Source organism: Rhodococcoides fascians A44A, from assembly GCF_000760735.1.
In the GTDB taxonomy this organism is placed as follows: domain Bacteria; phylum Actinomycetota; class Actinomycetes; order Mycobacteriales; family Mycobacteriaceae; genus Rhodococcoides; species Rhodococcoides fascians_E.
The window spans coordinates 1,980,051-1,994,441 of record NZ_JMEX01000008.1 but is presented as its reverse complement, the minus strand read 5'-3'; the positions used below and the strand labels follow the sequence as shown (position 1 = coordinate 1,994,441).

Annotated in this window: 14 protein-coding genes; 8 read left to right on the top strand and 6 right to left on the bottom strand. The window is 66.4% G+C overall.

Translation table 11 applies throughout. From position 1 onward, the window contains the following. Window positions 1-5: 5 nt before the first annotated feature. Window positions 6-677, bottom strand: coding sequence for an HdeD family acid-resistance protein (locus BH95_RS21760; RefSeq protein ID WP_019666901.1), 672 nt, complete (start codon window positions 675-677; stop codon window positions 6-8). A gap of 16 nt (window positions 678-693) precedes the next feature. Beyond that, a complete protein-coding gene (locus tag BH95_RS21755; protein ID WP_019666902.1) occupies window positions 694-1,224 on the bottom strand; it encodes a DUF6764 family protein in 531 nt (176 codons plus the stop codon). Window positions 1,225-1,448: 224 nt separating this feature from the next. Here BH95_RS21755 and BH95_RS21750 point away from each other — a divergent pair, with 224 nt between their 5' ends. From BH95_RS21750 to BH95_RS21730, 5 genes are read left to right on the top strand one after another with little or no spacing between them, the layout of a single operon-like run. Further along, the gene (locus tag BH95_RS21750; RefSeq protein ID WP_371828327.1) at window positions 1,449-2,156 is read left to right on the top strand and encodes a glycosyltransferase; all 708 of its coding nucleotides are present in this window, start codon (window positions 1,449-1,451) and stop codon (window positions 2,154-2,156) included. Continuing rightward, a complete protein-coding gene (locus tag BH95_RS21745; RefSeq protein WP_037139952.1) occupies window positions 2,153-3,115 on the top strand; it encodes an acyl-CoA/acyl-ACP dehydrogenase in 963 nt (320 codons plus the stop codon). Before BH95_RS21750 ends, BH95_RS21745 begins: the two co-directional genes overlap by 4 nt. Then, a complete protein-coding gene (locus tag BH95_RS21740) occupies window positions 3,109-3,885 on the top strand; it encodes a PIG-L deacetylase family protein (protein WP_019666905.1) in 777 nt (258 codons plus the stop codon). The genes BH95_RS21745 and BH95_RS21740 overlap by 7 nt, the downstream gene beginning before the upstream one ends. Then, window positions 3,882-4,556: an SAM-dependent methyltransferase gene (locus BH95_RS21735; protein WP_020112412.1), complete on the top strand. Its 675-nt coding sequence runs from the start codon at window positions 3,882-3,884 to the stop codon at window positions 4,554-4,556. Before BH95_RS21740 ends, BH95_RS21735 begins: the two co-directional genes overlap by 4 nt. Window positions 4,557-4,567: 11 nt before the next feature. Next, window positions 4,568-5,842, top strand: a complete 1,275-nt coding sequence (locus tag BH95_RS21730) for an EAL domain-containing protein (RefSeq protein ID WP_244165080.1) — start codon at window positions 4,568-4,570, stop codon at window positions 5,840-5,842. A gap of 10 nt (window positions 5,843-5,852) precedes the next feature. On the opposite strand, the gene BH95_RS21725 is transcribed toward BH95_RS21730, so the two are convergent. Together BH95_RS21725 and BH95_RS21720 are read right to left on the bottom strand one after the other, a co-directional pair. Next, window positions 5,853-6,692: a GAF and ANTAR domain-containing protein gene (locus tag BH95_RS21725; protein ID WP_052060125.1), complete on the bottom strand. Its 840-nt coding sequence runs from the start codon at window positions 6,690-6,692 to the stop codon at window positions 5,853-5,855. A gap of 20 nt (window positions 6,693-6,712) precedes the next feature. Continuing rightward, a complete protein-coding gene (locus BH95_RS21720; RefSeq protein WP_026348104.1) occupies window positions 6,713-7,756 on the bottom strand; it encodes a zinc-binding metallopeptidase family protein in 1,044 nt (347 codons plus the stop codon). Between the two features lie 288 nt (window positions 7,757-8,044). On the opposite strand from BH95_RS21720, the gene nhaA reads away from it, so the two are divergent. Continuing rightward, window positions 8,045-9,940 (top strand): Na+/H+ antiporter NhaA, encoded by a 1,896-nt coding sequence (gene nhaA / locus BH95_RS21715; RefSeq protein WP_037184026.1) that lies wholly within the window; start codon window positions 8,045-8,047, stop codon window positions 9,938-9,940. 11 nt (window positions 9,941-9,951) lie between these two features. Here the strand turns inward: nhaA and BH95_RS21710 are convergent, their stop codons facing one another. Then, window positions 9,952-11,031 carry a DNA polymerase domain-containing protein gene (locus BH95_RS21710; protein WP_037184024.1) on the bottom strand — a complete coding sequence of 360 codons (1,080 nt, stop codon included), beginning with the start codon at window positions 11,029-11,031 and terminating at the stop codon, window positions 9,952-9,954. A 1-nt stretch (window position 11,032) separates the two neighbouring features. Further along, window positions 11,033-12,076 (bottom strand): ATP-dependent DNA ligase, encoded by a 1,044-nt coding sequence (locus tag BH95_RS21705; RefSeq protein WP_033189778.1) that lies wholly within the window; start codon window positions 12,074-12,076, stop codon window positions 11,033-11,035. A 185-nt stretch (window positions 12,077-12,261) separates the two neighbouring features. Here BH95_RS21705 and lppU point away from each other — a divergent pair, with 185 nt between their 5' ends. Further along, window positions 12,262-12,879: an LppU family putative lipoprotein gene (lppU, locus tag BH95_RS21700; protein ID WP_019666913.1), complete on the top strand. Its 618-nt coding sequence runs from the start codon at window positions 12,262-12,264 to the stop codon at window positions 12,877-12,879. A 48-nt stretch (window positions 12,880-12,927) separates the two neighbouring features. After that, window positions 12,928-14,382 (top strand): MFS transporter, encoded by a 1,455-nt coding sequence (locus BH95_RS21695; RefSeq protein ID WP_037184021.1) that lies wholly within the window; start codon window positions 12,928-12,930, stop codon window positions 14,380-14,382. Window positions 14,383-14,391 lie beyond the last annotated feature (9 nt).

Below are 14,391 nucleotides of genomic sequence, written 5' to 3'. Positions count from 1 at the left end.
CACGGTCATTCTGCAGGCTGACCGAGGAGTCCCGCTTTCTTCGCCGCCGACCGTACTTGAAATGCAGATACGACGAACAGGACGCCGAACAGTACCGCGAATACGCCGATCAACCACACGATGCTCAGAATGCCGCTGACCGGGGAGAACACCAGTACGAGGCCGAACAGGAGCTCGACGATGCCGGCGAACAGAAGCATTCCCCAGTGAGATGCGCCCGGCGATGTGCCTGCGACCTTTCGCAGGCGGATGGATCCGGCTATTTCGAGAATTCCACCCATGATCGCCCAGATACCGATGACGAAAACAGCTGCGAGTGCGGTGATGCCCGGCCAGACGAACGCCACGATTCCGGCGACGAGCGAGACGACGCCGCCGAGCAGCCACCACACCCATCCGGATTCGACGCGGCGCGACTGGACGGCTCGGATGATCGCGGAGATGCCGTCGACGATCGCATAGGCACCGAAGACGACGACGAGTGCCCAGACGGTGACGCCGGGCCACACGAGGGCCACGATGCCGAAGATCACGGCGACGATGCCCCTGAGCAGCACCGCCCACCACAGGTCCTTGCCGATCCTCAGCAACGCATCGGCCCCGTCGCGTTCAGAGAATTCGTAGCGTCCCGAAGGCTCGGTGGTCACGTCGGTTCTCCCTCGTTCATCGCGGTACATAACGGTTGTCGACGCCTCACGGCATCGAGGTCCAGGTGGTGGACCCGTCGGAAACACAGATCTGGCCGGTGCTGAGGTTGACGGCGAATCCGGCGCCCGCCTGGCAGCTGACGCCTTCGGCAACTGTTCCGACGAACGTCTGTCCCCTCGTCAGCGACAACGCAAACGCGAGAGCGCCTGGATCGGGAGAGACGATCGACACGGAGTCCCCGCCGATCGACACGGCGCCGACGGTGCCCGCCGTCGTTTCCGCGGCGGCCACCCCACCGGACCGGGCGACGGACAGCGCGGATCCGCCCGCGTCGGCGCGGGCGAAGGACACTGCGTCGAGTGCGTGTGCGAGAGCGCGGGAGAACTCGTCGACGGTCGATCCGCACGCAGCGGTGCCGTCCACGACGACGGTGTCGACGCCGGGTCGCGCTGTGCACGACAACTCGGCGGCCGACGCGTGCGACGGCGACACGAGAGCCACCGCTGCTCCAGCGAGTACGCAGCCCGTGAGCAGCGCTGTCGATCGATATCGCCCGTATCCGCCGAACCCTGCCACCGGAGCACCTTTCTGTGAGCGTGATCGGAGATCGTATGTTTGGATTGTGCCACTACGGGGGACCATCTAGCGGGTCTATCCGACCCGTCAGTTCTCCGTCGAGCCACCGGCGGCTCACACAATGCCGCCTCCGACGCCTGTACGAATCGTTGCCCCTGGTCACCGCGGCCCGGGGCCTGTTCTCTCGTATGGGGACGGAACGGCTTCCGCGGATGGGGGTCGAAGTGTTCGACAAGCAAGCGCCGATCGAGCGCGCTGTGGTGGTTGTGCCGGTTCACAACGAGGAAGCACTTCTGGACTCGTGCCTGTCTGCGCTGGTCAGGTCGTGTGAGCAGGTCGACATCGACGTCGACCTCGTCGTGGTTCTCGATTCCTGCACCGACACGTCCGCCGATATCGCCGCGACGTGGGCCGACAAGGTCGACGCGACCGTCCTCACCGTCGCGCGACGCAACGTCGGAGCAGCCCGCGCAGCCGGTTTCCTGTCGGCCACCGGACCAGCAGGCCGAGCACAGGACAACACCTGGTTCGCGACGACCGATGCCGACAGCACCGTCGGACTGGAGTGGATCTCCTCGCACCTCGCTCACGCAGCGCAGGGTGCGCATGCCGTGGCGGGGACCGTCGTCACCGAGCTGGATTCGCCCGCGTTGACTCTGGTGTACGACGCCGGCTACCGCCACACGTCCGGTCATCGCCACGTGCACGGCACCAATCTCGGACTGCGCGCGGATTTGTACTGGACCGTCGGCGGATTCGGCGCACTGACCACCGGCGAGGACGTCGACCTGATGGCTCGGGTCGAACGCGCGGGCGTACCGGTTCTGTACTCGTGCGATTCGCCCGTGCTGACGTCGTCGAGGCGCTCCGGCCGGGCACCCGACGGGTTTGCCGCTCACCTGCAGGATCTCGAATTGGCCATCGCCCGATGACGGTCGACGGTAGCTCGCTCGTCGAGCGTCTCAAGCGATTCGTCGCCGACGAGGCACCTGGAATGCCGCTCCCCGGTTCGGGTTTCACCGACACTCGCTGGTTGACGCTCGCCGGGCTCGGCCGCGAGGACACGGTTCTCGGGCGTCTGGCCGAGGGCCACGCCGACGCAGTGGCCATTCTCGCCGAACTGGGCGGCCCTGCTCCGAGCCGCGGGCAGATCTGGGGTGTCTGGGCGGCGGAACCACCGTCGCCGGTGCTCGAGGCGGCGCAGGGCAAGAACGGGTGGAAGCTCACCGGCGTCAAACCGTGGTGCTCGGGCGCTCATATCGTCACGAATGCCCTCGTCACCGCCCGCGTCGGAGATCGATCGCGGTTGTTCGCGGTCGACATGACCCAGGACTGGTGCTCGCCGATTCCCAACACGTGGCACGCCGTCGGGATGTCTCGAAGCGATTCCGGGACAGTGCGTTTCGACGGTGCACACGCAGTTCCCGTCGGCGAAGTCGGGTCGTATGTCGAACGCCCGGGCTTCTGGCATGGTGGGCTCGGCGTGGCAGCGGTGTGGTTCGGCAGTGCCTGCGCTGTCGCCGACACGTTGCACGCGGCAGCGCAGTCGAGCTCCGATCCGCACACCATGGCTCATCTCGGCGCCGTGGCGGCATCGCTCGGTGCCGCGTCGGCCGCGTTGACCACCGCCGCTGCGGAGATCGACGCCGATCCGACCGACTCCGAGGCCCGCGGCAGCACCAGGGCACGGACCGTCCGCGCGATCGTCGAGAGCGCCGCTACCGACACCATCGACCGCGTGGGCCGCGCGCTGGGCGCCGCCCCGCTGTGCGCGAACGGTGAGCATGCACGCCGCGTCGCCGATCTGACCGTTTTTCTACGCCAGAGCCATGCCGAGCGCGATCTCGCAGCGCTGGGCCAGGAGATCGCGAAGGAAGAGTCGCCATGGTAGCCGCCGCCGAACACACCGACACGCAGGAAACCAGAACGTTCGACACCGTCGACCCGGGCACACCGCTCGAGGTGTGGCAGCAGTGGACACCGTCGTTTCCGCCGCTCGATCTCGGTCGATGCCGCGAGATGATCGTCGTCGCGCCCCATCCCGACGACGAAGTGCTCGGTGTCGGTGGCCTGATGTCGCTCGCCGCCGCGTCGGGCATCCGGGTGTCCGTCGTGGCCGTCACCGACGGCGGCGCGTCGCATCCCGGGTCTCCGACGATGTCCGAGGCGCAACTGATCGACGAGCGGCCGCGTGAAGCGAGGCGCGCTCTGACCGAACTCGGTCTCGACGTCGACCCGATCCGGCTCGGCTTTCCCGACGGCGACGTCGCCGCGCACGAGGACGAGCTCGCGCGGGCGCTCACCGAGCTGTTGTCCGGTGGACAGGGCACCTGGTGCCTGACGCCGTGGCGCGGCGATCGTCATCCCGATCACGAAGCGACGGCGCGGGCATGCCTGACGGCGTCGAGACGCGTCGGGATCGCGGTGCTCGAGTACCCGGTGTGGATGTGGCACTGGGCGTGGCCGGATCATCCCGAGGTTCCCTGGGGTCGCGCGCTGGGGATCACTCTGGACGATCGCACTGCCCAGGCGAAAAAAGCCGCGGCACACCGGTTCACGTCTCAGATCCAGGATCTGTCGGACGATCCCGCCGACCGGGCGGTACTTCCGCCGCACATTCTGGCGCGTTTGCTTCGATCCGAGGAGGTGGTGTTCGCATGACGGACGGCACTCTGCAGAAGGACTATTTCGACGACGTCTACGACGGCAACGTCGATCCGTTCCGGCTGGGCGACAACTGGTACGAGGAGCGAAAATACGCTCTGACGTTGGCTGCGCTGACCGAACCGCGATATCGCCGCGCGCTCGAACCGGGCTGTTCCGTCGGAATACTGACCGAGAAGCTGTCCAGCCGCTGCGACGACCTGACCTCCACCGACATCGTCGCCTCGGCGCTGGAGACCACCAGGGCTCGTCTCGACGCGCGCACCGGCGAGTCCAGCGGCCGGGTGCAGCTGCGCGAATGGTCGCTCACGGACTCGTGGGACGAGTTCGACGAGATCGGCCCGTTCGATCTGATCGTGCTCAGCGAGGTCGGGTACTACCTCGGCCCTGCTGACCTACGCGCTGCCCTGGGCCAGGCAGTGGCGCATCTCGAGCCGGGAGGCACGCTCCTCGCGGTGCACTGGCGACACCTCGTCGCAGACTATCCACAGACCGGTGACCAGGTGCACGACGCCATCGGGGCCACCGACGGACTGGTCCGTATGGGCGGTTACGTCGACGAAGATGTGATACTCGAAGTGTTCGCTGCGGAGTCGTCCGCACGGAGCGAGTCGGCGGAGCCGACCGGAAGACCGGAATCGGTCGCACGACGTGAGGGTTTGATATGAGTGAGACTGAGATGAGCGACAGAATGACCAGCGGTGAGACCGCGACGCGCGCCTATCGCGGCGGCGCACTCGAGGATCTGCTCGGACCGGACAGTCTGCACACCGACTTCGCCCCCATCGTCGACCTGATGACCCGTGAGGTGATCGGTTACGAAGCCATCGTCATGGGACCCGAGGATTCGGCGTTCCGCGAGCCTGCGGCCCTCGCGTCCGCGGCGCGGGCGATGGACATGACCGTCGACCTCGACCTCGTTCGCTGGGCCGGCGCCGTCGAGGGTGCCGCACGCCTCGATTCGCTTCAGGGACTGCCGCTGTTCATCGCCATCGACCCGGACACACTGCCGTACCTCCCCGACCGCGGAGACGTCGACGCAGGTTCCGCCGTCCTGCAGCTGGACGAGACCTCACTCATTCGTCGACCCGCGCAGTTGCTGCGCGCGGTAGCGGACGTCCGCAAGCTCGGATGGGCAATCGCCGTCGACCATGTCGGTGTGAAGCCGGAATCGCTGGCACTGCTGCCGCTCCTCGAACCCGACGTGGTCAAACTCGATCGCAGCTTGATCACCCAACGTCCGAGCCGGTTCACAGCCCGCGTCGTCAACGCCGTCGCCGCGTACACCGAACGCACGGGCGCGATCGTCATGGCGGAAGGAATCGACACCGAGGACGCCGTTGGGACCGCCATCGCGCTGGGCGCACGCGTCGGGCAGGGCCGGTTCTTCACCGAGCAGAACCCCGTTCCGGTGGAACCGTCGAAGCGACTGTCACCGTTGGATTTCCGCACGTCACCCGAGCGCGGCTCGCTTCCACGTTCCTCGCCGTACCAACTGGCCGCGGCGGGACGCGATTCCAAGCCGTCGACCAAGCGTCTTCTGGTGGAGGTCAGCAAGGGGCTGGAGTCCATTGCCGGCCAGAGCCTGCAGACCGCCGTCATCCTCGGCTCGTTCGAGAGCCGGGAACATTTCACGCCGCTGACCGCACGTCGCTGGGAGGTCATGGCGACGAGGGCAGCCCTCGTCGGCGCACTCGCCGCGGGCATCGATCCCGAGCCCGCGCCGCGCGTGCGCGGAGCGGACCTCGACCCCGACGACCCGGTACGGCTCGAATGGGTGGTGGTGGTGCTGTCGCCGCACTTCTCGGCGGTACTGGCGGCCAAGGACATGGGAGATACCGGACCGGACATGAACCGGCGGTTCTCCTACGTCCTGAGCCACGACCCGCAGCTGACGGTCGACTGCGCGCGAAGTCTGCTGCTGCGGCTTCCGGTGGAACGTACCGGGCTCTGACCGATACCGATCAGCCTTCGGCCTTCTTTTTCGCTCCTGGCTCCACGGCCCTCTTCCTGGTCGTTCCTGCAGGCTCCACGGCCCTCTTCCTGGTCGTTCCTGCAGGCTCCACTCCGGCGTAGCTCTCGGCGTCGGCGACGACCTTGCCCGCCAGTTCGGCCAGACGCGTGTTGGTCTCCTGCGAGAGCCTGGAGAGCAGCGCGAACGCCTCCTGAGCACCCAACTTGTAGCGCTCCATCAGCATGCCCTTGGCCTGGCCGATGATGTCGCGTGAGGTCAGCGCGGCACGAATCTGCTGTTCCTCCTTGGCGCTGGAGAACGCGATGGCAGCGTGCGCGGCGAACAGCGAGCCGATCGACTCGGCGTCCTCCCCGAACGCGTCGTGACGGGTGGAGTGCAGGTTGAGCGCACCGAAGTTGTAGCCCTCGACGTACAGCTGGAAGCAGATCATGCTGCGCACTCCCAGCGCCGACGCGGCGGCAGCGAACCGTGGCCAGCGTCGGTCGGAATCCATGTCGTCGATCCGGATGGTCCGCTGCTCGACGGCCGACTCCAGGCACGGCCCTTCACCGATCTGCTGCTGAATTGCGTCGCACTGACCGGCGAGGTCACCGGTCAGTGCGGCGCTGTGGACGAATTTGCCGCGGAGCACCGTCGTGATGCTCGCTGCTTCGGCGGCCGGGACGTTCATGACGGCCGATTCGGTGATGGCCGCCAGTGTCCGGTCGGGGTCTCCGTGCTCGCGGCGAAGTTCCCTGGCCACCGCCGCCAGGCGCTGACTCAGATCGAAGTCGGCTCCGGTCGTCGTGGTGACGTCCGCGCCGAGAACCTGCTCACTGATGAGAACCACCTCCGCCGAGATTTTACGACTCAGAGTTCGCTGGGCGCGATGAGCTGGTGCACGTATCGCATTTTGTCCAGCACTGTGGGCGGCAACACGAACGGGTACAGATCCTGGTGGCCCATCGAGCGGTTGATCTGGTTGAGCGCCCAGGACAGCGGTAGCCACCACTCCACGATCTGGTCGAAACCGACGTCGCCCGGTAGTGGGCTGTCCAGCGTCGATCCGGCCGGGGCCATACCGAAGGCTGCCGCGGTGTCGAGCGTGTCACGAATGTGCAGGTAGTGGGCGAACGTCTCGGCCCAGTCCTCCGCCGGGTGCATCGTCGCGTAGGACGAGACGTAATCGTCCTCCCAGTTCTCCGGCGCACCCTCGTTGTAGTGCCGGTCCAGGGCGGCCTGATAGTCGGTGTCCGGGTCGCCGAACAGTTCCTCGAACCGCGGTCGGTGTTCGCCCGTTCCGACGAGGACCATCTGGAAGTAATGGCCGATCTCGTGCCGGAAGTGTCCGACGAGAGTGCGGTACGGCTCGGACATCGACACTCGGAGCTGTTCGCGGTGGACGTCGTCGCCCTCGGCCAGGTCGAGCGTCACCAGTCCGTTGGCGTGGCCGGTCATCACCTGCGTGTTGGCGCTCGACAGCAGGTCGAAGGCGAGACCGGTCTCCGGGTCCTTGTCACGCCCGTCGATCGGGAGACCCAGCTCGGTGAGCTCGAGGATGACCCGACGCTTGTTCGTCTCCGCGTCGGCGTAGGCGACCATCGCGTCGACGTCGTCGTCCGCGGGGCGCGTCCTGGTGAGTCGGCACGAGAAGCAGAGTTCCTCGCCGGTCGAGGTGTCGACGAGCCAGTTGCACCTGGCTGTGCTCAGGTTGGCGCACACCTTCCAGGTGACATCGACATCGCTGCCGGGTGTGGTGATGTCGATCTCGGCGGCGCCGTCACCGTCCGTGTCCGGGAGCGGCAGCAGGGCGCGGGTGGGAAGGTGGAATCCCAGCGCACTGTGGCAGCTGAGGCACAGCGAGTTCTCGAACGAGAGTTTCTGACCGCATTTGCGGCAGATCAAAGCACGCATGATCCCGACTTTCATTGCTCAGGTGCCTTGGTCGACTTCAGGCCCACCAATGCTCGACTGCGAATATGACGGTATCCCGTCGGTTTCGGTACGTCGGAGATAACAGAGTAGTCACGATACGGTCACGAGGTGCCGTAACGGTGGAAGCTTTCCTACCGTCGGCGCGTTGCGTGGTGTGCGCAGCGACCGAACACACGCTGCGGAGAGTCAGGTCCACCAGCTGGACCACCGATCGAGGGGATTTCTTCAACCGATGAGCACGCTTGCAATCCCCGGACCCCGCGCCTGATGGCCGACATGACACCGACCGTCTCACCCGTGCGACGGTTGGCCCAGCGCATCACCGACTCCCTCGGCCCGGGACACGGTGCCGCAACTCGCGGTGCAGGGGGTAGCGAGACCCTTGCCGCCGGTTTCCTTCTCGGGGCGACCCTACTCGCACTCCTGTGGGCCAACTCGCCCTTCGGCGACACCTATCAGAGCTTCTGGCACACCGAACTCTCGATCACCGTGGGTGGCCACGGCATCTCGCTCGACCTCGCGCACTGGGTCAACGACGGCTTGATGGCGTTGTTCTTCTTCGTCGTCGGCCTGGAGGTCAAACGCGAATTCGCGATGGGCGAGCTCACCGATCGCTCACGCGCGAGCATCCCGATCGTCGCGGCGCTCGCCGGTCTCGCCGTCCCCGCTGTTCTGTTCCTGATCCTCAATCCATCCGGTGAGGCCGCAGGCGCCTGGGGCGTCGTCATCTCCACCGACACCGCGTTCGTTCTCGGCGCACTGGCCGTCATCGGACCGAAGAAGGCCGCCCGTCTACGCATCTTCCTGCTGACGCTCGCCGTCGCCGACGACGTCGGTGCGCTCGCCATCATCGCGTTCTTCTACACCGACAAGGTCGAGATCGTTCCGTTGATTCTGGCGTTCGTCGGCCTGGCCGCGATCGCGCTGCTCCGACGCATGCAGGTGTGGCGCGGGATCGGTTATCTGGTCGTCGCACTGGCCACCTGGGTGGCCTTCCACGAGTCGGGCGTGCACGCCACTCTCGCCGGCGTCATGATCGCACTCATCCTGCCGGTCTACCCGCCGAGGCGCAGCGAAGTGGAACGCGCAGCCGACCTCACCCGAGCGTTCCGCCAGTCACCCAATCCCGAGTACGCCCGCGCCGCGAGGCTGGGCCTGGACCAGGCCGTGTCCGTCAACGAGCGTCTGATGCGGTTGTATCAGCCCTACACCGCGTTCCTGATCGTGCCGATCTTCGCGCTCGCCAATGCGGGCGTCGTCCTCAGCGGCGAGACCCTGCGTGCCGCCGCCACGTCGCCGTTGACGTGGGGCATCGTCGTCGGACTCGTCGTCGGCAAGCTCATCGGAATCACGGGTGCAGCAGCCGTTTTCGCCAGGATGAAGCCGTCGGCGCTGGCGCCCGGTCTGACGATCTCGCACATCGCGGGCGGTGCTGCACTGTCCGGAATCGGATTCACGATCTCGCTGTTCATCGTCGACCTCGCCCTCGACGACGAATTCCTCGCCGACCAGGCACGCGTCGGCGTGCTGGCCGCGTCCGTGGTGGCGGCGCTGCTCGGCTGGCTGCTGTTCCGTATCGACGCGCGCATCCATCCGCCCAAGCAGGAGGTGTCGCATCGGATCCTGCGACCGGTGAACGCCAAGCGCGATCACATCCGTGGTCCCGTCGATGCACCCTTGACCATCGTCGAGTACGGCGATTTCGAATGCCCGTTCTGCAGCAAGGCAACCGGAAGCATCAAGGAGGTCCGAGCCCACTTCGGTGACGACGTCCGATACATCTTCCGGCACTTGCCCCTCGACGATTACCACCCGCACGCGCGCTACGCAGCCCACGCCAGCGAAGCCGCGTCGGCGCAGGGGAAGTTCTGGGAGATGGCGGACGTCCTGTTCGCGAACAGCGACGCACTCACCCCCGACGACATCGACGACTATGCCGAGGATCTCGGTCTCGACATGGACCGGTTCTCCGAGGACCTACGTACCGGCGATTACGTGGTTCGGGTGGAGGACGACGAGCTCGACGCCGCGTCGAGCGACGTCGAGGGCACGCCGACGTTCTATCTCGGCCGCGGGGACACCGACTTGATCCGGCACACCGGGCCCTACGATGCCGCCTCGCTCATCCGGGAACTGACGCAGCTCCGCACCTCCTCGACGTGACGCGGCTCCACTCACAGACGGTTGCCGTCGTCGTCCCAGTGCTCGGCGACTTTTTTCGACGGTTGAACGCGAGGAGGTTCGCCGGGCATCTTGGGGTAGTCGGGCGGGAAGTTGAGTTCGCCGCCCGGCAGGGTCTCCCAGAGTTCCAGCAGCGGGTCCAGCGAGTAGGCCTGCTCGTCCATGTCCGCCCACGGATCGCCGTCGGACAGGTAGTCGGGGATCGTCACCAGGTTGTACTCGCGAGGGTCGGAGATCCCGGCCAGGTGCGCCCACGTCATCGGCGTGCTCACGGGCGCACCGGTCTTCGCCCGTAGGCTCCACGCGCTCGCGATGGTCCGATCCCGGTTGTTCTGGTTGAAGTCCAGGAAGATCCGTTCCCCGCGCTCTTCCTTCCACCAGTTGGTCGTGACCCCGTCGTCGCGGCGCTCCAGCTCACGTCCCAGCCCGATGGCGGCGTGCCGCACCTGCTCGAACGTGTACGACGGCGTGATCCTGACGTAGATGTGGATGCCGCGGTTGCCGCTGGTCTTGGGGTATCCCTTCAGCCCCAACTCCTCCAGCAGTTCACGGGTCACCTCGGCCACGCGCTGCGCGTCGGCGAACGTCGTCCCGGGCTGCGGGTCGAGATCGAGCCGCAACTCGTCGGGATGGTCGACGTCCGGGCGTCGCACCGGCCAGGGATGGAACGTCAACGTGCCCATCTGCGCGGCCCACACTGCGGACGCCGGTTCACCGGGGCACAGTTCCTCCGCGGTCCGGCGGCTGGGGAAGGCGATCTTCACGGTCTCGATCCAGTCGGGAGCGCCCTTGGGCAGCCGCTTCTGATAGAAGCCGTCGCCCTCCTTGTCCTGCGGGCCGAGGGCGAGACGCATCCCGTCGCGGAAACCGTCGGGCCACCGTTCCATCGCGGTCGGTCGAGTGCCGATCGCTCTCAACAGTGGTTCACCGACGGCGGCGAAGTACTCGCACACCTGCAGTTTCGTCATCTCCGGCGTGATGTCCGTTGCCTCGTAGATCACGCGGTCGGGGCTCGAGACTCGTACCTCGCGGTCACCTGCCTGCACGAACGCGGGCGGTGTCTTCGCTGCCATCTTATTTGCCCCCGGCGATCACGTCGGCCACGTCGTAGCTGACGGGCACTTCCAGCTGTTCGTAGGTGCAGGACTTCGGATCCCGGTCCGGTCGCCACCGTAGGAAGCGTGCGGCGTGCCGCAGACGCTCACCTTCCATCTGGTCGTAGGCGACCTCGATGACCCGCTCGATGCGCAGCGGCACCCAACTGCGGTCCTTGTTCGACGTCCACCGGTTGGCTTCGGCCGATTTCGGTTCTTCCCCGGTGCGCAACGGCTGCAGTTCTTCGAGGATTTCGACGCGCCGCTTGTCGGTGAACGCCGACGCGCCGCCGATCATCCGAAGCTCGCCGTTGTCGTACAGGCCGAGCAGCAACGATCCGATTCCGTTGCCGGATTTGTGCACTCGGTATCCGATCAACGCGCAGTCGGCCGTTCTGGCATGTTTGATCTTGATCATCTCGCGCTTGTTCGGCAGGTACAGCCCGTCCAGTTTCTTGGCAACGACTCCATCCAGCCCAGCGCCTTCGAAACGCTCGAACCAATCCTGCGCGGTCGCCGCGTCGTCCGTCGTGCTGGTGACCTGGCAGCGATCACCGCCTGCCATCACCTCGAGCAGCTTTGCCCGACGGACGGAGAACGGCTCACCCGTCAGGTCGGTCGAACCGATCGCCAGAAGATCGAACGCGACGAACATCGACGGTGTCTTCTCCGCGAGCATGCGCACTCGCGAATCGGCGGGGTGGATGCGCTCGGACAACGCGTCCCAGTCCAGCCTTGTACGCCCGTCCCGCTCCCGCGGCACGACGATCTCACCGTCGACGACGATCTTGTCCGGCAGTTCCGCCAGGACGGCCGAGACCAGCTCGGGGAAGTAGCGGGCGAGGTCCTTGCCGCCACGCGACCCGAGGATCACCTCGTCGCCGTCGCGGAAGACGATGGCACGGAAGCCGTCCCACTTGGGCTCGTACGACCATGCGGGCTCTCCGCCCTCCGGCTGTGCGGGGACGGTCTTGGCGGCTTTGGCCAGCATCGGTTGCAGCGGCCACGCGATCGGGAGGTCCACGAGAGCAATACTGCCCTAGTGGAACCGCCGAGGAGTACCTTCTTTCGCTGCAGGTAATCGTGAATGTCCGCCCCAGCGTTCACTCGAGCCACACCTGGTCTCACGAAATCGGGACGGACGGGATATTTTTGATCCGATTCTTGTCGTGCTCGGGTCCTCACCTTCATAGAACTAAGGAACGGTCAATGCTCTCCCTCAGTGAGAAGTTTCGCGGCGCAGCGATTGCTGTGCTGGCATGTAGCGCTGTCGTGCTCGCAGGCTGTAGCAGCACCGTCACTCCGCGGGCGATCCCGGCCGCCGACGAACTCGTCACCTCGACCACCCAGACCAGCTCGTCTGCGCCCACGACGGGCGAAGCGCCGGCGCAGGAAGGTGAGGACATGGGCGGTGACGTCGACATCGACGTCGAGATCGGTGAATGCGTCGACCTCGGGGGAACTGTCGACGACGCCACCATCGACAATGCCGCGTGCGGGAGCGCCGACTCGAACTACAAAGTGATCGGCAAAGCTCCCACCAACGCCGAGTGCATCTCCGACGCCGACCAGTACTACTACGAGACGTACGCGGACATCGAGCAGGGCGCACTGTGCCTGGACATCGACTGGGTCATCGGCGGCTGCATGGACATTCCGATGGACGACGATCCCGAGCGTATCGACTGCGGATCGCCCGGGTTCGATTCCGTCCGCGTCGTGGAGATCCTCAGCGGAACCACCGACGTCGACTCCTGCGATCTCCAGGCGACGAGCGGTTTCCGTTATCCGGAACGCAACTTCGTCGTCTGCGTCGAAGATCTGTAGATCGGTGCAAGACTTCCGTCATGACGGTGCTTTCATGACGGTGCTTCCATGACGGGGGCCGATTCGGTCCGATTGAAGACTCCGAGGGGACGCTGGATCGTCGCCGCGACGGTTCTGGGGTCCTCGCTGGCGATGCTCGACGCGACCGTCGTGAACGTGGCGCTGCCCGACATCGGCCGGGATCTCGGATCCGGCGTCTCGGGACTGCAGTGGACCGTCAGCGCCTACACCCTGACGTTGGCGTCGTTCATCCTGCTCGGCGGTGCGCTCGGCGATCGCCTCGGCAGACGGACGGTCTTCGTCTGGGGCACGATCTGGTTCGCCGTCGCCTCGGTCCTGTGCGGTCTGGCGCCGAACATCGAGGTACTCGTCGCCGCGCGATTGCTGCAGGGCGTCGGCGCGGCGTTGCTGACGCCGGGAAGCCTCGCGTTGATCTCCGCGTCCATTCATCCCGACGACCGGGGCGCCGCCATCGGCTTGTGGTCCGGTCTCGGCGGTGTCGCGTCCGCCGTAGGGCCTCTGCTGGGCGGGTGGTTGGTCGACGTGGCCGGGTGGCGATCGGTCTTCCTGCTGAACATTCCGCTGGCTGTCGCCGTCGTCCTGGTGGCCGTCAAGCACGTGCCCGAGAGCCGCGACCCTCACGCGGAGGGGAAACTCGATCTCCCCGGTGCAGGTGTCGTCGCCCTCGCGCTCGGCCTGCTCACCTACGGCTTCATCGACGCATCGTGGTGGGTCGTGGCGGCGGGCGTACTCGCGGTCGGAGCGTTCGTCGTCGTCGAGTTGCGGACATCCAATCCGCTGATTCCGCCGTCGTTGTTCGCGTCCCGTGTCTTCCTGGCGGCCAACCTGGTGACGTTCGCCGTGTACGCGGCGCTCGGCGGAGTGTTCTTCCTGCTGATTCTGCAACTTCAGTTGGCACTCGACTATTCGCCGATCGCCGCAGGTGTGGCGACTCTGCCGATCACCGCTCTGATGCTCGTGCTCTCCGCGCGGGCCGGACGGGTGGCGCAGCGCATCGGGCCCCGTGTGCCGATGACTGTCGGGCCGTTGGTCGCCGCCGCCGGACTGCTGCTGATGCTCCGTATCTCGCCGGCCGCGGCGGGAGTTAGGTCGGCATCGACATACCTCGTCGACGTGCTTCCTGCCGTCGTCGTCTTCGGCCTCGGCTTGTCGATCCTGGTCGCGCCGCTCACCGGCGCCGTCCTGGGAGCCGTGTCCACCGACCGCGCAGGAACAGCATCCGGTGTCAACAATGCCGTCGCCAGAACCAGCCAGCTCCTGGCCGTGGCCGCTCTACCTGGCCTCGTCGGAATCGCGGGCGCCGACTACGACCGGCCCCAGACCTTCTCCGACGGCTTCCACACGGCCATGATCGTCTGCGCCGGCCTGCTCGTCGTGGGTTCCCTCATCGCCGCAGTCATGGTCAGGAGTCCTTCTCGCAAGAACCCCACCTACAGCTGCGACCCGTCGTCCCCGGCGCTGAGCCCGAGGGAGCAGATATAGGAGGGCAGG

Excerpts from the sequence above, each read along its gene's own strand:
- BH95_RS21760 (WP_019666901.1), bottom strand. The coding sequence starts at position 677 with ATGTACCGCGATGAACGAGGGAGAACCGACGTGACCACCGAGCCTTCG.
- BH95_RS21745 (WP_037139952.1), top strand. The coding sequence starts at position 2,153 with ATGACGGTCGACGGTAGCTCGCTCGTCGAGCGTCTCAAGCGATTCGTC.
- BH95_RS21740 (WP_019666905.1), top strand. The coding sequence starts at position 3,109 with ATGGTAGCCGCCGCCGAACACACCGACACGCAGGAAACCAGAACGTTC.
- BH95_RS21735 (WP_020112412.1), top strand. The coding sequence starts at position 3,882 with ATGACGGACGGCACTCTGCAGAAGGACTATTTCGACGACGTCTACGAC.
- BH95_RS21730 (WP_244165080.1), top strand. The coding sequence starts at position 4,568 with ATGAGCGACAGAATGACCAGCGGTGAGACCGCGACGCGCGCCTATCGC.
- BH95_RS21720 (WP_026348104.1), bottom strand. The coding sequence starts at position 7,756 with ATGCGTGCTTTGATCTGCCGCAAATGCGGTCAGAAACTCTCGTTCGAG.
- nhaA (WP_037184026.1), top strand. The coding sequence starts at position 8,045 with ATGGCCGACATGACACCGACCGTCTCACCCGTGCGACGGTTGGCCCAG.
- BH95_RS21710 (WP_037184024.1), bottom strand. The coding sequence starts at position 11,031 with ATGGCAGCGAAGACACCGCCCGCGTTCGTGCAGGCAGGTGACCGCGAG.
- lppU (WP_019666913.1), top strand. The coding sequence starts at position 12,262 with ATGCTCTCCCTCAGTGAGAAGTTTCGCGGCGCAGCGATTGCTGTGCTG.
- BH95_RS21695 (WP_037184021.1), top strand. The coding sequence starts at position 12,928 with ATGACGGGGGCCGATTCGGTCCGATTGAAGACTCCGAGGGGACGCTGG.